Consider the following 20,607-nt stretch of genomic DNA (forward strand, 5'->3'; position numbering starts at 1 on the left):
GATAAGCGCAGCGCCATCAGGCAAGGTGACTATCAGGCCAGCACTTCACGTACGAAGGCTTCGATCTCTTTGTTCTGACAATTTTCAAAGAAGCACTGCTGGAAACGCTCGCCGGAAACGGCGGTTTTCACCAGCTCGCGATCGATGGCGCGCAGCGTATCGAGATAGTTCTCTTTAACTACCGCGGCTTTTACCTGGTTCAGGATCCCGGCGTTACGCACCTGCGGCTCTTTACGCTCCGGCGGGTAACCTTCCCCATTGCGGCCGGTAAAGGCTTTCTCAAAAATAAAGCGCACATTCAGCTCGGCGCCCCAGCCAAAGCCTTTGGCGAACGGCAGCGCCAGCGCGTTACCGTTATTGATCTGCGCGAACAGGAACGCATCGGCCGGATCGATACAGTAACCGCAGACCACGCCCGGATGAATGTTCAGCGACATCAGCGCGCCCTGCCCGGTGCCGCAGCCAGTCACCACGAAATCCACCGCTTTAGAGTTGAGCAGAATGCTGGCCATAATGCCGAGGTGGATATAGGTGAGATGATGGTCATTTTCGTCGCTCATGCCGACGTTATACACCGGGAAATCTTTCTCATCGGCAACGGTTTTCAGCTCTTTGAGAATGATGGCGTTTTTCGCCGCCTGGCTGTTTTCCATCATCAGTGCAATTTTCATTTTCATCTCCTGTAGACGTGCTTCGGATAGCAAAGGTTACCTAAACCTTACTACCTCACAAACATACTTTCAAATTTAGTGAAAAATGGTTTTAAAAATCAAAAGCCGCCTCACAGTTTTGAGCGGCCCGCTCCTGCCGTCCTGATTAGTAGAGGGTGTTCGGGGGGTTATTCCGACGATTGCCGCGCGGAGGGCAGCATTAAGATGAGAAGATGGAAAAAATGAAGCAGAGCAACGTCATGAAGAGAGTCGTTATTGCCGCCACGCTGTTACTCCTTGCCGGGTGTACCATCACCAAAGAAGCAGAAGTGAGCAGCGTGGACACCACCAGCGGCGTGGTGCGTCTGAGCTTTAACCAGCCGATGATGCAGACCGCGCGCTACGATGAGTATGTCGCCCAGGGCACCGCTAACAAACAGTGCCAGCAGTTGGGTTATGCTACCGCCGTGGCATTTGGTCAGCCGGTGCAGACCTGTAGCTTGATCAGCGGTTCAGGCTGCATGAACACCAAAATCACCATTCAGTATCAGTGTCGCGGTATCGCTATCGATCCCAACCGCGCGGCCTGGTAAATTCTTAAGCCAGCCATTAGCGCTGGCTTTTTCTTTTATTAATAATCAAAACAATTCTCATTTATTTAAATATCACCCCGGCAATGCGTGTTATTCGCATTCTCTTTATTAATCAAACGCTTTATTATTTTACCTTTTGCAAATAATTAAATAACAAATTATAGTGGCGGCACTTTCCCCTGTTATATTTTTAATTCCGGAGCCGTGCGATGTTAAAAGCAGAGATGATCGAAAAACTTAACGAACAGATGAATCTGGAACTCTTCTCCTCCCTGCTCTATCAACAGATGAGCGCATGGTGCAGCTACCACAGTTTTGAAGGTGCCGCCGCGTTTCTGCGCCGCCACGCACAGGAAGAGATGACCCATATGCAGCGCCTGTTCGACTACCTGACGGACACCGGCAGCCTGCCGCGCATTGCGAATATTGCTTCACCAGTCGCAGAGTATGCCTCCCTTGATGAACTTTTCCGCGCAACTTACGAACATGAGCAGCATATTACGCAAAAAATTAATGAGCTGGCGCACGTTGCAATGATGTCACAGGATTATCCGACCTTTAATTTCCTGCAGTGGTATGTTGCCGAGCAGCATGAAGAAGAGAAACTCTTTAAATCGGTAATTGATAAATTAACGCTGGCGGGTAAAAGTGGTGAAGGCCTCTACTTTATTGATAAAGAGCTGGCGACCCTCGACGCACAAAATTAATAATAAAGGCGGTTCAGTTAATTCTGTACCGCCTTTTTCTTTCTGCTCCCGAACACTCCTCTCTGATTATTCTCTGCCACAAAATGCCTGATTCCGCGTTCGACACCAACGATGGTTGTTCCTTTTCATCTGCCCGACAAGGTGTAAACAAAATATTACAATACATGTAACGGTCATTTGACGAAACGGTGGAATTATCTTACTCTGCGCCGCGTATTGCGTGTGCTGTGAGTTCAGAAAGTAGAGGAAAGTGTGAAAAATCGGGCACTTGGAAGTGTATTTATTGTCGCGGGTACCACTATCGGTGCGGGCATGCTGGCGATGCCGCTGGCGGCGGCGGGCGTAGGATTTGCAACGACGCTGGGGCTGCTTTTCATCTTGTGGGCAGTGATGTGTTATACCGCCCTGCTGCTGCTTGAGGTCTATCAGCATGTTCCGGCTGAAACCGGGCTGGGCTCGCTGGCGCAGCGCTATCTGGGTCGTTACGGTCAGTGGATCACCGGCTTCAGTATGATGTTTTTGATGTACGCGTTGACGGCTGCCTATATCAGCGGTGCTGGTGAGTTGCTTGCTTCAAGTATCAGCGAGTGGTTTAACGTTTCGCTCTCGTCGAGCGCGGGCGTGCTGATCTTTACGCTGGTGGCTGGCGGCGTTGTCTGCATTGGCACCTCGCTGGTCGATCTCTTTAACCGTTTTCTCTTCAGCGCCAAAATCCTCTTTCTGGTGGTGATGCTGGCGCTGTTAATGCCGCACGTACACCAGGCTAACTTATTAACTATGCCGCTGGAAAAAGGGCTGGCACTTTCAGCGCTGCCGGTGATTTTTACCTCGTTCGGTTTTCACGGCAGCGTACCGAGCATTGTCAGCTATATGGGCGGCAACATTCGCCAGCTGCGCAAAGTGTTTATTACCGGTAGCGCCATTCCGCTGGTGGCCTATATCTTCTGGCAGCTGGCGACGCTTGGCAGCATCGACTCTCATACCTTTATGGGTTTGCTTGCCAGCCAGTCAGGGCTGAACGGCTTGTTGCTGGCGCTGCGCGATGTCGTCGCCTCTGCGCATGTTGAACTGGCGATCCACCTTTTTGCCGATCTGGCGCTGGCTACCTCATTCCTCGGCGTCTCGCTGGGCCTGTTTGATTACCTCGCCGATCTGTTCCGTCGCCGCAATAGTGTTACCGGCCGTTTGCAAACCGGCATCATCACCTTTCTGCCGCCGCTGGCGTTTGCCCTTTTCTACCCGCGCGGTTTTGTGATGGCCCTCGGTTACGCAGGCGTTGCGCTTGCGGTATTAGCCCTACTGTTGCCGTCAATGCTGGCGTGGCAGAGCCGCAAACACCACCCGCAAAGCGGGTATCGCGTGCTCGGCGGTAAACCGGCGCTGTGCCTGATCTTCGCCTGCGGTATCGCCATTATTACTATTCAGTTTTTGATTGTGGCAGGATGGTTGCCGGAAGTGGGTTAATACGAGGGCGCTCGGACTGGAGCGCCTTATTTTGGTGATCAGAAAGATTATTTTCTTTTTTTGAGGGCACCATCAGGAGTTTGGATATAGACGGCGTCATCGAATGTGTATCGCATGTTTCCCTCACGCGTCTTAGCAACAATCATCAGGTTGTCTTTATCAATACAATTCTTAGGCTCAGGCACATCATCAAAGCAGAGTCGATCATATTTCCCTAATTCTTTGTAACCTTCACCAAAAGCCCAAAAGTAAACACGAAATAACCCATCGCTATCGACTTTGGGAACATTGTACTCCTTAAAAAGCCTGTCCTTATGATCCATCCACCACTCTATTTTTCCTTTGGCTGTCAGAGGCATATGATCGACAATGATGCTTGAATAAGCTTTATCCTGGTGAACGGCAATGATTTTGACGGGACGGTGATTCAGATACAAAAAAATTGCACTACATATTAAAAAGATCGTTATCACTGTCAGCAGCCTTTTTTGTCTCATTCTCCTCTCCTGCATTTATCTGAACACTTCTTACTAACGCGCATCGGTTAAGAGCCAGTTACAAACAAAATACCTAATTGTCGCCATATTCAGCATATACATCAAGCAGATACCTGGACTCACCTTGGGTGAAGCTACATCAACATGGATAGCTTAAAGCTGACAATTTAACTTTAACGTTCATTTTTTGGAGAAAATGCCTGGGTTAAGATACAGGCTAAATTGTAGGGAACGGATGCTAAGTTCACGGCACCCGTTTTTAATAACATTACTGGTTACGCAACTACCTTATCGACCACTCAACAATTGCCATTAGCAGAACTGCTGCAATAGCCGAAAACAAGAAATAGAACATAATTAAATTATTATCCAGCCGGTCAGAATAATCGCGCATCTCGCCAAGTTCCAGCCCTGTTATAAAGTCTGTGAACGGAATATAGATGCTATTAACCATCGGCCTTAAGGCTCCGCTAATGGCTATCAGATAACTTAACGCTGGGAAAGCAATAAGACGTATTACCCATTTAGCGATGACTGACATTACAACTCCTTGTTGTATTCCCGGTTACAATTACCTCACCATAGGCCATCAGCCCATTTCCGCCACAGACAGGCATTGTATGAGTATGAAGTAATGCTTTGCGAACGGCGTAAAAATCAGCCCGACGGTAGAATGTTACACATCCCTCGCTAAGACCAGTACTATCGGGCCTTAACGGATGTAACCGCAAATTGCTCCGGTAATAATAACCTGGACCAACTTCAAACTGCGTTTTGTCATCAATCAAGCCATCCTGACGAAACAAACCAAACCAGTCATCATAGCTGTTGCCAGTAGCCACTTCTTTAGCCCACTGGTTTAACTCACTGAATCTCCCTCCCTTGGGGCGATCCACAATCCAATAACGCCCCGGGGGAATTGCAGCGTTATTGAACATGGAGCATTCAGGGCCGTGACACAGGTGTCCATCCCCCTGAATACCGGAAATTAGCCTACGCCGGGCAGCTGCAGTTTGGCTATCCTTCGATGCGGCAAATGGCGATGAATTTGCCAGAAGCAATCCGCCTCACACGCTATAGCAGTTTTGTCTTTAAATCAGGAACGTTTTTTAAGAGACAATCGCAGCATGAGTGCGCATTTTGAAGTTTGGTCTTGTTTATCCGCTTTGATGCCAACTCAGGCACGACCTGGCGAATAACAGTGGGACATTCCGCACACAGTAGAGTTGTGGGGGTAAACGAGGGGGAAGGTTCTGCAGGAATCGTTGCACGTCAGCCTTTTCAGGATGGCATTGCTCCTGCCACTTCTCCTGACAGGCAAATGTCCTCAGGGCAAAACGCTTCATCCTATAGTCACTGCAGAGAGAAGGAAACGGTCGTGTTTCAAAGCGGGGAGCCAAACCAGGGAGTTGATAATAGTCTGGCTCAATCAGTTAATCGTTACCTTCCTTTATAAAGGATTGCCGCAACCCCATAGCCTTCTGGAAAATTTCAGGCACAAAAAAACCACCTTTCGGTGGTTTCACGACACTGCTTATTGCTTTGATTATTCTGCTTTTTCCCCATGGTACCCGGAGCGGGACTTGAACCCGCATAGCGCGAACGCCGAGGGATTTTAAATCCCTTGTGTCTACCGATTCCACCATCCGGGCTCGGGAAGAAATTGGAGGCGCGTTCCGGAGTCGAACCGGACTAGACGGATTTGCAATCCGCTACATAACCGCTTTGCTAACGCGCCAAAATTCTTCAGGCTTTTCAGCCAGCACCCGCTGTAACAGCCGATGCGTAAAACTGGAGCGGGAAACGAGACTCGAACTCGCGACCCCGACCTTGGCAAGGTCGTGCTCTACCAACTGAGCTATTCCTGCGTAATCAGGCGTGTTGTAATCGCTTGATTTTATTATCTTCTGGCAAGCTGTGCCGCCTTCCGATGCGTTGCATTCTACTTACCTGACGCAATGAGTCAACGATATTTTTCAAAAGCACGATCGTTTGCTGAAATTTGCGACGAAACGATCACGGTTCGAGCAGATCGCCGCGCGCAGCGTTGAGATATTGCAGCATCGACCAGAGCGTCAACACAGCGGCGACAAAGAAGAGCGCAATACCGGCGTACTCCACCCACTGATTCGGGCGCCACAGCAGCCACACCAGCGCCACCATCTGCGCCGTGGTTTTGACTTTACCAATCCAGGAGACCGCCACACGGCTACGTTTACCCATCTCTGCCATCCACTCGCGCAGGGCAGAAATGATAATTTCACGGGCAATCATCGTTGCCGCAGGCAGCGTCACCCACCAGCTGTGATAATGCTCCGCCACCAACACCATCGCGATCCCGACCAGCACCTTATCGGCTACCGGATCGAGAAAGGCACCGAAGCGCGTGCTCTGGTTCCAGCGACGCGCCAGATAACCGTCAAACCAGTCGGTTACCGCCGCGCAGCAAAAAATAAGGGCGCAAACAAACGGCGCCCAGTGAAACGGCAGATAGAACGCCAGAACGAAAAACGGGATCAGGATGACGCGAAAAAGGGTGAGCAACGTAGGAATATTGAATCGCATGGTGGCGTTAACTGTCTGTTGTCCGTAAAATTTCGCTCTATGTTGCTACAGAGCCCTTAATGTTTCAACGAGTAGAAGATCTTTTCTGCCAGACCTTGCGAGATCCCCGGCACTTTCGCAATTTCCTCGATGCTCGCGTTCTGTAACCCTTGCAGACCGCCCATATACTTCAGCAACATCTGGCGGCGTTTCGGCCCCACCCCTTCGATGGTTTCGAGCGAACTGGTGTTCTTCACCTTCGCCCGTTTTTTGCGGTGCCCGCTGATGGCATGATCGTGCGACTCATCGCGAATATGCTGAATCACATGCAGCGCAGGCGAATCGGGTGGCAGGCTGAACCCCTCCCCTTCCGGCTCGAAAAAGAGCGTCTCTAAACCGGCTTTACGGTCCGCGCCCTTCGCCACGCCCAGCAGCAGCGGCTTATGTTTATCCCATGGCACATCCAGCTCGGCAAATACGGTTTTTGCCTGGCCCAATTGTCCTTTACCACCATCTATGAGGATCACATCGGGGATCTTGTTCTCTTCAATGGCTTTGCCATAGCGGCGGCGCAGCACCTGGTTCATGGCCGCGTAGTCATCGCCCGGCGTAATGCCGGTGATGTTATAGCGACGATACTCGGCGCGTACCGGACCGTTGGGATCAAACACGACGCAGGAGGCGACAGTCTGCTCGCCCATCGTATGGCTGATATCGAAGCACTCCATGCGTTTAACCGCAGGCAGATTAAGTACGCTCGCCAGTGCAGCAAGGCGTTGATGGACGGTCGATTGCTGCGAAAGCTTAGTGCTCAGCGCCGTCGCGGCATTGGTGCGCGCCAGCTTCAGATAGCGGGCGCGATCGCCGCGCGGTTTGGTCTGCACATTGACTTTGCGCCCGGCCAGCTCAGAGAGGGAGTCCCCAAGTAGGGTCTTATCCGTAAGGTCGAAGTCGAGCAGGATTTCTCCCGGCAGCGTTCGCATCTGGCTACCCTGCAGATAAAACTGGCCAACAAAGGTTTCGACCACTTCGCCCAGTTCGGTACCGCCCGGCACTTTCGGGTAATAGCTGCGGCTGCCGAGAACCTTACCCTGACGGATAAATAGCACATGTACACAGGCCAGACCGGCATCAAATGCCACGCCGATAACATCCAGATCATCACCATTATTGGAAACGAACTGCTTTTCCGTCACGCGACGCACAGCCTGAATTTGGTCGCGTACGCGCGCGGCTTCCTCAAAATCGAGCGCCTGGCTGGCTTTTTCCATTCGCGCGATCAACTGGGTTAGCACCTGGTCGTCTTTGCCCGCGAGGAACAGACGCACATAGTCAACCTGCTGCGCATACTCCTCTTCGCTTACCAGCCCCTCAACGCACGGACCCAGGCAGCGGCCAATCTGGTACTGCAGGCATGGGCGGGAGCGGTTGCGATAGACGCTATTTTCGCACTGGCGAATGGGGAAAATTTTTTGCAACAACGCCAGCGTTTCCCGCACCGCATAGCCGTTCGGGAAGGGGCCAAAATACTCCCCTTTCGCATGCTTCGCGCCGCGATGAGTCGCCAGACGGGGGTGCGTATCATTGCTAAGAAAAATAAATGGGTAGGATTTATCATCCCTGAGCAGCACGTTATAACGAGGCTGGTAAAGCTTGATATAGTTGTGCTCCAGCAGCAACGCCTCGGTCTCCGTATGCGTCACGGTCACGTCGATCTGTTGGATCTGCGCGACCAGCGCTTCGGTTTTACGCGAGGCAAGATTGCTGCGGAAGTAGCTGGAAAGACGTTTTTTCAGGTCTTTTGCTTTACCGACATAGATAACGGTACCGCCGGTGTCATACATGCGATAGACACCGGGCTTACTGGTTACCGTTTTCAGAAAGGCTTTGGAATCAAAAACTTCAGTCACTGACTTATTAACGTCTCCGCATTGCACAAACCATGGCGAATGGCGAGGTGCGTCAGTTCGACGTCACCGTGGATGTTCAGTTTACTGAACATCCGATAGCGATAGCTGTTCACCGTTTTCGGGCTCAGATGCAGCTGCTCTGAGATCTCATTGACCTTCTGGCCCTTTGTGATCATCAGCATAATCTGCAATTCACGTTCCGACAAACTGTCAAACGGTGAATCTGTCTTTTCTGGCTCGATTTGGCTAAGCGCCATCTGTTGTGCAATGTCTGACGCGATATAGCGTTGGCCTGAGTGAACGCAGCGGATAGCATTAACCACGTCCTGCGGCGCAGCGCCTTTACTGAGATAGCCCGCTGCGCCAGCCTGCATCACTTTAGCGGGCAAGGGGTTTTCGGTGTGAACGGTAAGCATGATGACTTTTGTGTCGGCACTGCCGCGCGCGATTTTTCGCGTCGCTTCAAGGCCGCCGATACCGGGCATATTCATATCCATGAGGACAACATCAACCGCGTTGCTTCGACACCATTTGATGGCGTCTTCACCGCAGTTGACCTCACCCGTCACTTTAATGCCCTTAATATCTTCGAGAATGCGTCGTATCCCTGCGCGCACCAGTTCATGGTCATCAACAAGTAGTACGTTGATCAAAGGAGTATCTCCGGAAAAGGGATAACGCTGCGAAAACTAATTCGCCGTATATTAGCTTTTTTTTAGCCCATAATGAAAGGCAAAAAAACAATCATCACCAATTTTGTTCTCGTTTTTGGAAATGAAGTTGTACATAAGCTGGAAACTTTTTTCAATATGAAAAACGAAGCGGCAAAACTACAAACCCTTTCATTTCAGAAAGTTAGCAAATACGGTGCGAGAATGCAGAAGAATTTACGCAAATATGCTTGTTACAGCAATTAGCCACGCTTAACGCGCGCTAAACATATATTTCAACTGCAACTATGGGGTCACTTTAATTTCAACAGCACCTCAATCAATTACTTTCTATAGCGATTAAAAAACAACCACTGCTTTTTTTTATAAGCCTTGTGGTATACTCCGCGGCCTTGACAGCGATCGTCGCGATAGTCCGTGACAATGTAATGAGGAAAATAAATTGAGCACACCTGATTTCACCACCGCCGAAAATGCAAAAGAACTGGCGCAGGAAGTCGCTTGCCTGAAGTCGATGATTACCCTGATGCTGCAAGCGATGGGCCAGGCGGATGCAGGACGCGTCATTATTAAAATGGAAAGGTTAATTGCACAAATGGAAGATGAAGCTCAGGCCGACGTATTTTCCAGCACCGTTAAGCAAATTAAACAAGCTTACCGTCAGTAATTCCTCTCCGGCTGTCAGCGCTCTGACAGCCGGAATCACTTTGCGCCATCTGCCGCGCAGGCTATTAAATTATTCCCGTAGCCGCCGCATAGCAGGCAATTTGCGTTTTATTCGGCGCGTTAAATTTCTTCTGCATATTCTTCTGGTGGAAATTGACCGTGTTCTCGGAGATAGAGAGAATCATCGCTATTTCCGCCGAAGTTTTCCCCTCTGCAGTCCACTTCAAAATTTCCCGCTCGCGTTTACTGAACTTCATCTCTGGCGTCATCACCGTATGATCCGCAAGGCGCGTCAGTGCCAGCAGGCTCAGCTGCACTAGCGTCTGCAAACGCAGCTCAATTTCATCGTCGGCCATCGTCTTGCCAAACAGGCTGCTACGCGAGACGGAGAGAAAGCCCAGCGCGTGATTAGGCAGCATTAAACACTGCGAAACGCCTTTGCGCAGGCCGTGGTCGCGTGCGGCATCCCACAATGTCATCGCATCATGAAAAAGTTTGTCATTCCACGGCAGGTGTCCCTGGATGAAGTTTTCAGGCTTCAGCACCGGATCGATAGCGAAGTAATTCTCTGCCTGATAGTGCTCCATCCATCCAGGAGGATATGAGGTTTCCACGCTAAGCTTTGGCCGGGTGAAAGGCACCGGATGGCGCACGCAAAGCGAGTAATAATCAAATTCCAGCAGTTGTGTCTGCTGCTGGATCTCCGTATAAACGTCCTGTGCCACAGTCATTTCCTGAAAACGCGAAATCATTTCACGACGCCAGGTTAAAAAATCTTTTTGCTGCATACCGACCGGTAATACCCCTGCACTTATTAATCATATTTTTGTATACAATAAGCTAACACATAAAACTTAATTATAAATATAAAATATCGGAATATTTGGTAAGGAGTTCGCTTTATTACCGGATTAAAGCATGGCGAGCAGGCGTAAATAAGGTGCAAATGATGACATTATTTCCCCTGATGGAGGTGGGCTAATTGGTTACTTTAATAAAGGCTTTAAGTAAAATTGTCGCGATTCAGCTCCCGGTATTACTGAATCGCGACATCTCGTTTACTGGGTAAGGAATTTTTCAAGGAACTGCTGCGTGCGTGCCTGTTTTGGTTCAGCAAAAAGTGTTTTCGCCTCACCCTGTTCAACAATCCGCCCTTGATCCATAAAGATCGCCCGGTCTGCGACATCGCGAGCAAAACTCATCTCATGGGTGACGATTACCATCGTGCGTCGCTCTTGCGCCAGCTGGCGGATAGTGTTTAACACCTCGCCTACCAGTTCTGGATCGAGCGCCGAAGTAGGCTCATCAAAGAGGATCACATCCGGGCGCATCGCCAGCGCGCGGGCAATCGCCACACGTTGCTGCTGGCCGCCAGATAAACGGCGCGGATAGCTGTTCTCTTTCCCACTCAGCCCCACTTTCGCCAGCAGTTCACGCGCTCTGGCTAGCGCCTCCTCTTTCGGCTCGCCTTTAACAATCACCGGCCCTTCAATGATGTTTTCCAGCACCGTACGGTGTGGAAAGAGGTTGAAGTTCTGAAACACGAACCCGACATGCTGACGCAATTCGCGGATGGCACCTTTTTGCTGGCCGACAGAGCGGTTGGCGTCAATGGTGATATTCCCCACGCGAATCGAGCCGCTCTCCGGTTGCTCAAGCAGGTTAATGCTGCGCAATAGCGTGGTTTTCCCCGAGCCGCTCGGGCCGATGATCGCCACCACTTCGCCCTCTTCTACCTGCAGATCGATACCGTGCAGCACCGTCTGGCCGTGGAATTTCTTCACCAGGTTTTTTACATCGATTGCACTCATTTCGGATCCTGCTCCTGCCGGTTAAGCTGGTTTTCAAAGTAGTTCTGCAGCGTAGAGAGCACCGTTGCCATCACCCAGTAAATCAGCGACGCCGCCAGATACATAGTGAAAACCTCCAGCGTACGCGAGGTGATAAGCTGCGCCTGGCGAAACAGCTCCGGCACCTGGATAGTGGCCGCCAGCGAAGTATCTTTTACCAGGCTGATAAAGCTGTTACTGAGCGGTGGCAACGCCACGCGCGCCGCCTGCGGCAGAATCGCGCGGCGCAGAGTCTGCCACGGCGTCATGCCGATGCTCGCTGCAGCTTCCCACTGCCCTTTGTCAATCGACGAGATCGCCGCGCGCAGGGTCTCTGCCGCGTAGGCTGCCGTATTAAGCGAAAGGCCAATCATCGCCGACGGGATCGGGTCGAGTTCAATGCCAAACTGCGGCAGGCCGTAGTAGATCATAAAAAGCTGAGCGATGAGCGGCGTGCCGCGAAATATAGAGATATAGAAACGCGCCAGCCAGCGCAGCGGCAACAGCTTCGACATGCGCATCAGCGCCAGTAAAAAGCCGAGCAGCAGACCAAAAAACATGCCGCCGATACTGAGCTGCAGCGTGAAAACCGCGCCCTTCAGCAGATACGGGGCGGAGTCAATAACGAGTTGTAGGCTCTCTTGCATTCTGGTTTTTCTGCCTGCGTTAAAGGTGAGGATGGTAGGCAAAAAGCGCCGGTGCGCCGCCCGTATGCACAAATAAAATGGGGCCGTCATCTTTAAAGCGCTTCTGCTCGATACCATCAAGCAGACCGGCCATCGCTTTGCCGGTATAAACCGGGTCGAGCAGGATCCCTTCAAGGCGTGCCAGCAGCTTTACCGCTTCCATCCCTTCATCATTTGGCAGCCCGTAGCCTGGCGCGTAGTACTCATCCCATAGCTGGATATCCGCCTGCGCCTGCAGCTCAAGTTGACGGGCAATCTCCTGCTGGAGCGTGACGACCTTCGGTTTCTGCTCCGCGACACTGCGCGAGACGGTGACGCCAATCAGCTCCACATCCGGCATCAGCTGTTCAAGACCCACCGCCAGCCCGGCATGGGTACCGGCGCTGCCGGAAGCGACTACCACCGATGAGAGACCGAGCACGCCTTCACACTGCTGGGCGATCTCCAGCGCGCTCTCGACATACCCCATCGCCCCCAGCGCGTTAGAGCCGCCCACCGGCACAACATAGGGGCGAAACCCCTGCGCTTCAATACGTGTTGCCAGCTCGCTGAGCTGAGCCGTCGGATCGGTAAGCGCGTCGCACATCTCAATCTACGCATTAAAGAGTTCGAGCAGCAGGCGGTTGCCGTTGGTAAGGTAGTTTTCCGCACGGGTACCGGTCGGGTTCTCCAGCAGCGCGACACAGTGCAGGCCGAGCTTTGCCGCCACCGCCGCCGTCTGGCGTACGTGGTTGGACTGGATTGCGCCAGCGGTAACCAGCGTATCGGCACCTTCGCGCAGCGCATCGGCGGCAAGAAACTCCAGCTTGCGCAGCTTGTTGCCGCCCATAGCCAGCGGCGTCACATCATCACGTTTGATATAAATGTCGCGACCAAGGTAATCCGATAAACGCGGTAAATAGTCGAGCGGCGTCGGCGCGCCGATAAACTCAAGGCGGGGAAAACGGGTTACATTGTGTAAGGGCATACAACCTCCTGAAGCCGCAAAGATACGTAATGCTTTTATTATGCACGGAAATATCCGCCGCAATAAAAAAGGCGCTTGATTAAGCGCCTTTTTTAACAGAGCACGATTACTTCGTTACATCTGCGCCAAACCATTTTTCCGACAGCGCCTTCATGGTGCCATCTTTCTGCATCTCGGCAATGGCAGCATCAATCGCTTTCAGCAGGTCATCGTTGCCCTTGCGCACCGCGACGCCAGACTCCTGACGGGAGAAGGCATCACCGGCAACAGCCAGCGTATCTTTGGTTTTCTTCACCAGATCCAGCGCCGCCAGACGGTCGACCAGAATGGCGTCAATACGCCCAACGCGCAGATCCTGGTATTTGGTCGGGTCATCATCGTAGGTACGAATATCGACGCCCTGCACGTTTTTGCGCAGCCACTCTTCGTAGTTGGTGCCAAGACCGACGCCAACTTTCTTGCCTTTCAGATCGGCAGGCGTTTTTATGCTGCCTTCATTGCCTTTTTTCACCAGCGCCTGAATACCAGAAACGGTGTACGGCGTTGAGAAGTCATATTTTTTCTTGCGCTCATCGGAGATGGTCACCTGGTTGATTACCACATCGATGCGTTTTGAGTCCAGCGAGGCTAACATGCCGTCCCATTTCGTGGGCTTCAGCGACGCTTTGACACCCAGATGTTTCGCCAGCGCTTCGGCAAACTCCACTTCAAACCCGGTCAGCTTGCCATCATCACCCTGAAAGCTGAACGGTGGATAGGTGCCCTCCAGCCCAACTAATAACGTGCCGCGCTCTTTTACCTTATTCAACAGATTCTCTGCGGCAAACGTTTTGACGCTCATGCCAGCCACCAGCGCGACAGCCATAACGCCCATCAATGCCTGACGGCCCAGAAGTGCTAGTTTCATTTATCCCCCACAAAAGTTTTACGATAGCGCGCCGCGCCTGGGCTCTAAGCCCAGCCGTGGCCTGATAAAACACGCATTTTTAATATATATCAGATGTCGCGCCGACAGCGACTTTTTGCGCGCCAGTAAAGCGTTGTTGAGTTTTAAACTGCGCGTACTTGCGCAAAGCGATGCGATAGTTATTGGTGCTGGTTGCAGGTAGCCAGGGTTCGAGGTTCTCATCAAGGAACCCCTCTTCCAGCAGTTGGCGGGAGATATTGAGTTCAGTGAGGTGGTTGCCGAGACGGCGAAGGCGCACGACATATTCGCGCACCGTACCGTGGCTCATCTCAGTCTGTTCGAAAAGGTATTGTTTGAAGCCGATGATATCGAAGAAGTCGCTCTGCTCTTTGCAGTGCAGATCGCCACAAAAGCGACAGAGCGCAACCCACTCTTTTTGCTCTTGTAGCCACGCGGCTTCATCCAGCAGCATGTCCAGCCGCGAAATCGCAATTTTGTTGACGATCTCGCCGCGGCGTACCAGTGTAATGCGGTCGAGCAGTTTGTGGCAGTGAGCACAATGCGTTTGGCTGTGTTTAAAGTCTTTAAGGTAGCGGCTTAATGGCCGTCTTTTGGATTGCTGCACCGTCATGATAACTCCTGGTTGTCAATGCGTTGTACGTCATTTACCAGGGGCGATGCAGTATCACCAACCTATAACTTACCCAGCTTGGTACGTAAGCGCTTAATGGCCTGGCTATGGAGCTGGCTGACGCGTGATTCCCCGACTTCCAGTACCGCGCCGATCTCTTTGAGATTCAGCTCCTCCTGGTAGTACAGCGTCAGGACAAGTTGTTCACGCTCGGGCAGCGACTCAATCGCTTCCATCACCCGGTGGCGTAAATTACTCTCCATTAACTGGAATAACGGGTTTTCCTGTTGATGATCTTCCGTCACCAGCTCGATACTGTCGCCGTGCTCTTCCCGCCATTCGTCATAGGAGAAAAGCTGGCTATTGTTCGTATCGAGCAACATCTGACGGTACTCCTCGACAGGAATACCAAGACGCTGCGCCACTTCTGTTTCCGACGCGTTACGTCCCAGCTCTTGCTCTAGTTGCCCCATTGCCTGCGCCACTTCGCGGGCATTACGTCGGACACTGCGTGGCACCCAATCGCGGCTGCGCAACTCGTCCAACATAGCCCCACGAATACGCTGTACTGCGTAAGTGGTAAATGCCGTTCCTTGCAGAGCGTCATAACGATCTACTGCATTTAATAGACCGATGCCGCCCGCCTGTAGCAGGTCGTCCAGTTCCACACTCGCTGGCAAACGCACCTGCAGGCGCAATGCTTCATGACGCACTAGAGGAACATAACGTTGCCACAGCGAGTGTTTATCCATTACACCATCAGCGGTATAGAGTGAATTCACGATAAACAGCCCTGCGTTAATTGAGTTATCGGCATGATTATCCGATCCTGTAGTGGTTTTGATTGGTTGAATAGTGAGTGAAATGAGGGGTTATTTTGCTAGTTAGACAGGCCAGTTAACGCGCCTGAAAAAACCGTCCCTAAGACAACTTTCACTTCTTAAGTGAAATCAGCGTGTTGCGTAGCCTGATTAGATAGCTTTTCTCGCTTATCCTCCGCAATAAATGTCCCGCTCGGTTAAAAACGGGACATTTTATAAGAGTTTTATTGACGCGAAGAACTACGCCGTAACGTACTTATACTCGCGAAGTTTTTCAGCAAGGTGCTTAAGGTCAATATTTTTCTTGAGCTTAAATACCCCCAGACTCTCCGCGCTATCAACTACATCAAGGAAATTCAACACTACGTGATAATTTGGACGATCCCAAAAGTCATGAATGATAATCAACGTTTTTTGCGCGGCAGACTTATGTTGCAGCGTGTGCTTTATCGCATTTAGTGTACATGCAACACGAAAACGCCCATCAATCAGAATCACGTCGAACCCATTTTTGTAACGCATAATGGCTTCACTGTACTTTGGAAACTTAGCTTTCTCGGTTTCATCAACCGGGTAGCCCCACTCTTTTGTAGGCCCGATATCGACATACTCTACTTTGCATAGAGGACCCGCCTCTTTGCGTAACGTTTCCACCCAGAATTTATCACTTTCAACGCCATAGACTTCAACGCCATGTCTGGTCGCTAATTTCGTTGAGCCACCGCTGCCGAACTCATAATATGCTTTGGCTTTAGTGAGATATTTCTCGAACATCACCCGCTCTTCAGGCGACATTCGCGGCATCTCAGGAATAATGAATGCAGGTTCATCATCAACACTCTCATCAACCGGCGTTTCGCTCTGTGGATTGAGCGCTAATAAATATTTTGCCGCACGCTCTTCGCCATTTAACATCAGCGCCGCATGAGCCACATCAGAGATGTTGTAGGCCATGTGCATGATAAATCCTAGCTTTTCCCTCTGCCCATCGGGGAGCGCGGCCAGTTTCTCCGCACCAGGAATGAACAGCATATTCGCGGCCACCATCTGGGTAGGAGATAGCACGTCAGGCGTTATTTTTCCGTTAGCCTCGGCATATTGAATCTCATTAAACGAGTGGAAAACAAAGCCCATTTCCCGAAGCACGTTATGAATCTCATCATAAGACATTTGACCTTGATGCGTAGGCTCAAAGGTTATGCGGATATCTAACACCAGGCTTTTGCTGATTTTATTTGCGCCATAGGTAAATAAATCGCGCAAATTAAAACGGTTGTTAAGAATAAGCCACTCGACACGCTGTAAGCTTTCGATCTCATCAAGCTTCTCAGTGTGGGCTACGGCCTCCGTCACCACTCTATGGCCCTCAAGATCTGACACTGGCTTCAAATCGCTGCTGTATGTCGGATCGAGACAAATATGGACATTAGCTGGCTCGCCGTTGCCAAAAATATAGAGCCGGGTATGCAAAATATTATTTTTGCGCAATGGGAGTTCGTCATCACGCACGTTACCAGCAATATCCATAATGATGGACTGAAGCGCGTCAGTAGCATGAAGCAAAACAAATTTGTCACTGCGGGCAAAGAGTGCGCCGTAATCAAGCGTGACGATTTTACCACTCAAAAGGAAGCTAAACTCTTCATCTTCCTCTTTCTGCAGCTTTACTGAACCCGGTTCTGGCTGCTGGAGTATGACAGGCTCTGCTTCATCGACAAATTGCGGTCCACTCTCTTCACTAAGAGTGAGGGCCGCCGGAGCTTTCCCATCACAGTATCTTTGCCAGATAGCGCGCATGGCATTGGAGAAATGGACAGCAAACTTCTCACCATCACACACCGGTGATTTGATAAGAATTTCACGTAAATGCTGGCGAATAACTGTCAGACTGGTTAAATCTTGCGTGAGACCCAGAACGATATCGATGTAGTGTTCCCAGCTTTGCGCCACCAGCTCCTGCATACCCGCATTCGTCAGATGCGTGGCCGAATGCCGGCCCGCAAACGTAGGCCCAGGTAACGTCACCACTGGAACGCCCATCATCATCGCTTCACAGGTGGTTAATCCACCCGAATAGGGCCACGGATCGAGCGCAATATCGACATCGTTATAGCACGCCAGCAGATCTTTATGCGCAGAGCTTCCTTCAATACGCACGCGTTCACGTGAAATACCATTCATTTCAAGTTGAGAAAGAACGCGTTCCTTGAGGCCTTCATTTTCGAAGTTGAAGCTTTTCAGGAAGAGACGTGAATCCGCAACAGCGTGCATAATGACAGACCATTGCTGCAATAATACTTCATTAATTTTTGTGGCGTTATTGAAGCAACCAAAGGTGATAAAGCCATTACGCTTAACCGGATTGTCGGCCAGAGGAGGCAAATAGGCCGGCGGATCGTAACAGATATAATCATTCGGCATTCTGATAAGCTTTTCTGTATAAAGCGTATCACTACCCTCTGGCGTCTCGATATTATCGCTGATGAGATAATCCATGGTCTGCAATCCGGTGCTGCTGATCAAGCCACCAACCCATTTGACCTGGAGAGGGGCAGGTGCAAGCTGGAAGTTGCGCATGCAGCTATTCGAGTTGTAGCCACTAAGGTCCAACAGGATATCGATCTCATCCTCACGAATAATGCTATCGAGTTTGTCTACAGAATAGTTTTCGACAACCATCCATTTTGAGCAGAAGCGCTTAATGCGCTGAGTCATATGATCGTTTCTGAAATTGGTGCTATAAGCGTAAAACTCGATCTGCGAAGCGGGTATAGCAGACAGCGCTAAAGTAATCATATTCCCAACCGGATGCAGTCGGAAACCATCTGAGATCATGCCGACACGTAAGCGCTTATTTTTATCCAACTCTTTGGCTTTAATACGAGGCTTCTGGCGTACAGCGAATTTTTCTTGCCACTCCTGACAGATTGCCAAAATATCTTCGGCAGTCTGCTGCGGATTATAATGCGCACCAACAATACGGTTGTAATAGGGAATGGGATCGTCAGTGGTATGTTTGGTAGCATTGATGAAAGCATCATCCATTTCAGCAAACAGGCTTTGATCCTGGTAAATCATCCCAAGATTATTCCAGTGCAACCAGTTGGCGGGATCTTCTTCTAACAACTCTTTATAGATCTCAACGGCCTGCTCATATTTTTTCTGTTTTAATAGCGTAGAAGCCAGAAATGCGCGGAAGCCGAGTGATTGCGACTTACCTAAAGCAGTTATCGCATTATTCAGCACGGTCACAGCTTCATCATAACGCTCACTCTGATAGAGCAAATCCACACGAGCATGAATAGCGTCTTCATAATATTGATTAAGCTCTAGCGCGTGGTTGTAACTTTTTTCTGCCTGCGGAAAGTTGCCCATCTTCTGGTGCGCCCTACCGATCAGTAAGTGCAAAAAGGGGTCGTTGCTGTTTTGATTAACCAACTTTTGCGCAATCTGCAATGTCTTCTCGGGCTGATCGGACAGATAAGCTAATGCTTGCTCGGTTTTACCCTTATAAGCGGGAGTGGTTTTTTTTGGTGCTGCAGGCCAGGCAAGTCTTTGCTTCATATCGGTGCTCCATAATTATGACGGGCATACAGAGGAAACACCGTATGCGCAGGATTGCACCAATGGTAAAAAAAATAAAAAAAAATAACGGGCAAAATACCCGTTATTTTTGATGCTAATTTTACAGATTGTTTTTGCGTTATTAACGCAGCAGGGACAGCATGGTCTGCGGAACCTGGTTGGCCTGAGCCAGTACAGAAGAACCAGCCTGCTGCAGGATCTGCGCGCGGGACATGTTGGATACTTCGGTCGCGTAATCAGAATCCTGAATACGGCTGCGCGCTGCGGACAGGTTGCTTACCGTGTTGTTCAGGTTAGTGATGGTAGATTCGAAACGGTTCTGGGAAGCACCCAGGGAGCTACGCTGAGTATCAACAGCTTTGATAGCGGCGTCGATATCTTTCAGCGGAGAACCGGAACCAGCAGAGGCGCCAGAGATCTTACCGGAAATAACGTCGAAACCAACTGCAGCCACGCTACGGTTTTCGCTGGCAACTTGTGCCAGAGAAGCTGCAGCACGGGTGTTATGGTAAACACCACCCGTCGGAGAAACGGTAGTTGAACCGCTTGCAGAAGCCAGGTTCCAGCCAGAAGCGCTGTTCATAGAGATGCTGATAGTTTCATCATCTTTCGCGCCAACCTGGAAATCGTAAGATTTGGCAGTAGCGGTCTGGTTGTTCAGGATTTTCTGGCCGTTGAAATCGGTCTGCGAAGTTACGCGGTCGATCTCTTTCATACGCTCGTTGACTTCAGACTGGATGGAGTCGATGTCAGAAGCGGAGTTGGAGCTGTTCTGCGCCTGAACGGTCAGGTCACGGATACGCTGCAGGTTGTTGTTCACTTCGCTCAGTGCGCCTTCAGCAGTCTGCGCCAGAGAGATACCGTCGTTGGCGTTACGAGCTGCAACGCTCAGACCGTTGATGTTAGAGGTGAAGCGGTTGGCAATCGCCTGGCCAGCAGCATCATCTTTAGCACTGTTGATACGCAGACCGGAAGAGAGACGCTCGATCGAAGTGCCCAGAGAAGACTGTGATTTAGTCAGGTTGTTCTGGGTCATCAGCGACAGGGTGTTAGTATTAATAACAGCCATGATATTTATCCTTCAGTAATAAGATGTAAGTTCCGGTATGCGCCAGCGGCTTCATCACCGTCATAATAGTTATCGACGTGATCGACGATCTCTTTAGTGGTTTTTTCTCAAGATATTCAATAAAGGCCGGGGTAAACATTAAGATATTGATTTATAACGACACAAATCCAATAAATGATTTTAAAAAAAAGCTTTTTTTTGAGCGAAAAGATATTCATCACACATCATATGTGGTTAATTGAACGCTTTTTAAATGAATAGCAAATACGGCAACTTTCCTTTAGCTGCGATATATTTTATTTTATAAGAAAAATCTCAATAATATTTAAAGCACAAATTTATTGTTCGTAAAAACTCGCAAGCGGGAACAGGAACGTCAGACAATAAAAAAAGCGCCGACAAGCGGCGCT

General features: G+C 50.3%; 19 protein-coding genes, 3 tRNA genes and 1 pseudogene. 4 read left to right on the top strand and 19 right to left on the bottom strand.

Features of this window, described 5'->3' with window-relative positions; all coding sequences use genetic code 11:
* Positions 1 to 32: 32 nt before the first annotated feature.
* On the bottom strand, positions 33 to 671 hold the full coding sequence (locus HF650_RS14125) for an RpiB/LacA/LacB family sugar-phosphate isomerase (protein WP_023480165.1): 639 nt from the start codon (positions 669 to 671) through the stop codon (positions 33 to 35).
* Positions 672 to 910: 239 nt separating this feature from the next.
* Here HF650_RS14125 and yecR point away from each other — a divergent pair, with 239 nt between their 5' ends.
* The 3 genes from yecR (at position 911) to tyrP (ending at position 3,414) form a co-directional block, all read left to right on the top strand.
* A complete protein-coding gene (gene yecR / locus HF650_RS14130; protein WP_187802695.1) occupies positions 911 to 1,243 on the top strand; it encodes a YecR family lipoprotein in 333 nt (110 codons plus the stop codon).
* A 209-nt stretch (positions 1,244 to 1,452) separates the two neighbouring features.
* On the top strand, positions 1,453 to 1,950 hold the full coding sequence (gene ftnA, locus HF650_RS14135) for a non-heme ferritin (RefSeq protein ID WP_023480186.1): 498 nt from the start codon (positions 1,453 to 1,455) through the stop codon (positions 1,948 to 1,950).
* A gap of 252 nt (positions 1,951 to 2,202) precedes the next feature.
* The gene (tyrP, locus tag HF650_RS14140) at positions 2,203 to 3,414 is read left to right on the top strand and encodes a tyrosine transporter TyrP (RefSeq protein ID WP_187799222.1); all 1,212 of its coding nucleotides are present in this window, start codon (positions 2,203 to 2,205) and stop codon (positions 3,412 to 3,414) included.
* Between the two features lie 47 nt (positions 3,415 to 3,461).
* On the opposite strand, the gene HF650_RS14145 is transcribed toward tyrP, so the two are convergent.
* The 9 genes from HF650_RS14145 to uvrY form a co-directional block, all read right to left on the bottom strand.
* Positions 3,462 to 3,911 (bottom strand): DUF943 family protein, encoded by a 450-nt coding sequence (locus tag HF650_RS14145; RefSeq protein ID WP_187799223.1) that lies wholly within the window; start codon positions 3,909 to 3,911, stop codon positions 3,462 to 3,464.
* A 283-nt stretch (positions 3,912 to 4,194) separates the two neighbouring features.
* Entirely contained in the window at positions 4,195 to 4,452 is a 258-nt protein-coding gene (locus HF650_RS14150) for a hypothetical protein (RefSeq protein ID WP_187799224.1), read from the bottom strand.
* Complete coding sequence (locus HF650_RS14155) at positions 4,436 to 4,849, bottom strand: DUF2778 domain-containing protein (protein WP_249118850.1); 414 nt, start codon at positions 4,847 to 4,849, stop codon at positions 4,436 to 4,438. The genes HF650_RS14150 and HF650_RS14155 overlap by 17 nt, the downstream gene beginning before the upstream one ends.
* A gap of 627 nt (positions 4,850 to 5,476) precedes the next feature.
* Positions 5,477 to 5,563 (bottom strand) — tRNA-Leu (locus tag HF650_RS14160).
* A 12-nt stretch (positions 5,564 to 5,575) separates the two neighbouring features.
* Positions 5,576 to 5,649 (bottom strand) — tRNA-Cys (locus HF650_RS14165).
* Between the two features lie 54 nt (positions 5,650 to 5,703).
* Positions 5,704 to 5,779 (bottom strand) — tRNA-Gly (locus HF650_RS14170).
* A 148-nt stretch (positions 5,780 to 5,927) separates the two neighbouring features.
* Positions 5,928 to 6,476 carry a CDP-diacylglycerol--glycerol-3-phosphate 3-phosphatidyltransferase gene (pgsA, locus tag HF650_RS14175; protein WP_187799225.1) on the bottom strand — a complete coding sequence of 183 codons (549 nt, stop codon included), beginning with the start codon at positions 6,474 to 6,476 and terminating at the stop codon, positions 5,928 to 5,930.
* Between the two features lie 56 nt (positions 6,477 to 6,532).
* Positions 6,533 to 8,365: an excinuclease ABC subunit UvrC gene (gene uvrC, locus HF650_RS14180; RefSeq protein WP_187799226.1), complete on the bottom strand. Its 1,833-nt coding sequence runs from the start codon at positions 8,363 to 8,365 to the stop codon at positions 6,533 to 6,535.
* Positions 8,362 to 9,018, bottom strand: a complete 657-nt coding sequence (gene uvrY / locus HF650_RS14185) for a UvrY/SirA/GacA family response regulator transcription factor (RefSeq protein ID WP_187799227.1) — start codon at positions 9,016 to 9,018, stop codon at positions 8,362 to 8,364. Before uvrY ends, uvrC begins: the two co-directional genes overlap by 4 nt.
* Before the next feature lie 460 nt (positions 9,019 to 9,478).
* Here uvrY and HF650_RS14190 point away from each other — a divergent pair, with 460 nt between their 5' ends.
* The gene (locus tag HF650_RS14190; protein WP_042712094.1) at positions 9,479 to 9,703 is read left to right on the top strand and encodes a DUF2594 family protein; all 225 of its coding nucleotides are present in this window, start codon (positions 9,479 to 9,481) and stop codon (positions 9,701 to 9,703) included.
* A gap of 64 nt (positions 9,704 to 9,767) precedes the next feature.
* On the opposite strand, the gene sdiA is transcribed toward HF650_RS14190, so the two are convergent.
* The 9 genes and pseudogenes from sdiA to HF650_RS14235 all read right to left on the bottom strand — a co-directional run bounded on the left by sdiA (position 9,768) and on the right by HF650_RS14235 (position 20,197).
* The gene (gene sdiA, locus HF650_RS14195) at positions 9,768 to 10,490 is read right to left on the bottom strand and encodes a transcriptional regulator SdiA (protein ID WP_187799228.1); all 723 of its coding nucleotides are present in this window, start codon (positions 10,488 to 10,490) and stop codon (positions 9,768 to 9,770) included.
* A gap of 270 nt (positions 10,491 to 10,760) precedes the next feature.
* Positions 10,761 to 11,513 (bottom strand): L-cystine ABC transporter ATP-binding protein TcyN, encoded by a 753-nt coding sequence (gene tcyN, locus HF650_RS14200; RefSeq protein WP_187799229.1) that lies wholly within the window; start codon positions 11,511 to 11,513, stop codon positions 10,761 to 10,763.
* A complete protein-coding gene (gene tcyL, locus HF650_RS14205; RefSeq protein ID WP_023480131.1) occupies positions 11,510 to 12,178 on the bottom strand; it encodes a cystine ABC transporter permease in 669 nt (222 codons plus the stop codon). The genes tcyN and tcyL overlap by 4 nt, the downstream gene beginning before the upstream one ends.
* 19 nt (positions 12,179 to 12,197) lie before the next feature.
* Positions 12,198 to 13,184 (bottom strand): annotated as a pseudogene (dcyD, locus tag HF650_RS14210) (D-cysteine desulfhydrase).
* Between the two features lie 106 nt (positions 13,185 to 13,290).
* Entirely contained in the window at positions 13,291 to 14,091 is an 801-nt protein-coding gene (gene tcyJ, locus HF650_RS14215) for a cystine ABC transporter substrate-binding protein (protein ID WP_187799230.1), read from the bottom strand.
* 79 nt (positions 14,092 to 14,170) lie between these two features.
* On the bottom strand, positions 14,171 to 14,722 hold the full coding sequence (gene fliZ / locus HF650_RS14220; RefSeq protein WP_187799231.1) for a flagella biosynthesis regulatory protein FliZ: 552 nt from the start codon (positions 14,720 to 14,722) through the stop codon (positions 14,171 to 14,173).
* A gap of 62 nt (positions 14,723 to 14,784) precedes the next feature.
* A complete protein-coding gene (locus HF650_RS14225; protein WP_023480141.1) occupies positions 14,785 to 15,504 on the bottom strand; it encodes an RNA polymerase sigma factor FliA in 720 nt (239 codons plus the stop codon).
* A gap of 279 nt (positions 15,505 to 15,783) precedes the next feature.
* The gene (locus HF650_RS14230) at positions 15,784 to 19,107 is read right to left on the bottom strand and encodes a tetratricopeptide repeat protein (protein WP_187799232.1); all 3,324 of its coding nucleotides are present in this window, start codon (positions 19,105 to 19,107) and stop codon (positions 15,784 to 15,786) included.
* 142 nt (positions 19,108 to 19,249) lie between these two features.
* Positions 19,250 to 20,197 (bottom strand): flagellin, encoded by a 948-nt coding sequence (locus tag HF650_RS14235; RefSeq protein ID WP_223284166.1) that lies wholly within the window; start codon positions 20,195 to 20,197, stop codon positions 19,250 to 19,252.
* Positions 20,198 to 20,607: the final 410 nt, after the last annotated feature.

Origin of the sequence: Kosakonia sp. SMBL-WEM22 (genome assembly GCF_014490785.1) — a bacterium.
Taxonomy (GTDB): Bacteria; Pseudomonadota; Gammaproteobacteria; order Enterobacterales; family Enterobacteriaceae; genus Kosakonia.

Bases quoted from the DNA above. Each gene is read 5' to 3' on its own strand.
- HF650_RS14125 (WP_023480165.1), bottom strand. From the start codon at position 671: ATGAAAATTGCACTGATGATGGAAAACAGCCAGGCGGCGAAAAACGCC.
- yecR (WP_187802695.1), top strand. From the start codon at position 911: ATGAAGAGAGTCGTTATTGCCGCCACGCTGTTACTCCTTGCCGGGTGT.
- ftnA (WP_023480186.1), top strand. From the start codon at position 1,453: ATGTTAAAAGCAGAGATGATCGAAAAACTTAACGAACAGATGAATCTG.
- HF650_RS14145 (WP_187799223.1), bottom strand. From the start codon at position 3,911: ATGAGACAAAAAAGGCTGCTGACAGTGATAACGATCTTTTTAATATGT.
- HF650_RS14150 (WP_187799224.1), bottom strand. From the start codon at position 4,452: ATGTCAGTCATCGCTAAATGGGTAATACGTCTTATTGCTTTCCCAGCG.
- HF650_RS14155 (WP_249118850.1), bottom strand. From the start codon at position 4,849: ATGTTCAATAACGCTGCAATTCCCCCGGGGCGTTATTGGATTGTGGAT.
- pgsA (WP_187799225.1), bottom strand. From the start codon at position 6,476: ATGCGATTCAATATTCCTACGTTGCTCACCCTTTTTCGCGTCATCCTG.
- sdiA (WP_187799228.1), bottom strand. From the start codon at position 10,490: ATGCAGCAAAAAGATTTTTTAACCTGGCGTCGTGAAATGATTTCGCGT.
- tcyN (WP_187799229.1), bottom strand. From the start codon at position 11,513: ATGAGTGCAATCGATGTAAAAAACCTGGTGAAGAAATTCCACGGCCAG.
- tcyL (WP_023480131.1), bottom strand. From the start codon at position 12,178: ATGCAAGAGAGCCTACAACTCGTTATTGACTCCGCCCCGTATCTGCTG.
- tcyJ (WP_187799230.1), bottom strand. From the start codon at position 14,091: ATGAAACTAGCACTTCTGGGCCGTCAGGCATTGATGGGCGTTATGGCT.
- fliZ (WP_187799231.1), bottom strand. From the start codon at position 14,722: ATGACGGTGCAGCAATCCAAAAGACGGCCATTAAGCCGCTACCTTAAA.
- HF650_RS14230 (WP_187799232.1), bottom strand. From the start codon at position 19,107: ATGAAGCAAAGACTTGCCTGGCCTGCAGCACCAAAAAAAACCACTCCC.
- HF650_RS14235 (WP_223284166.1), bottom strand. From the start codon at position 20,197: ATGGCTGTTATTAATACTAACACCCTGTCGCTGATGACCCAGAACAAC.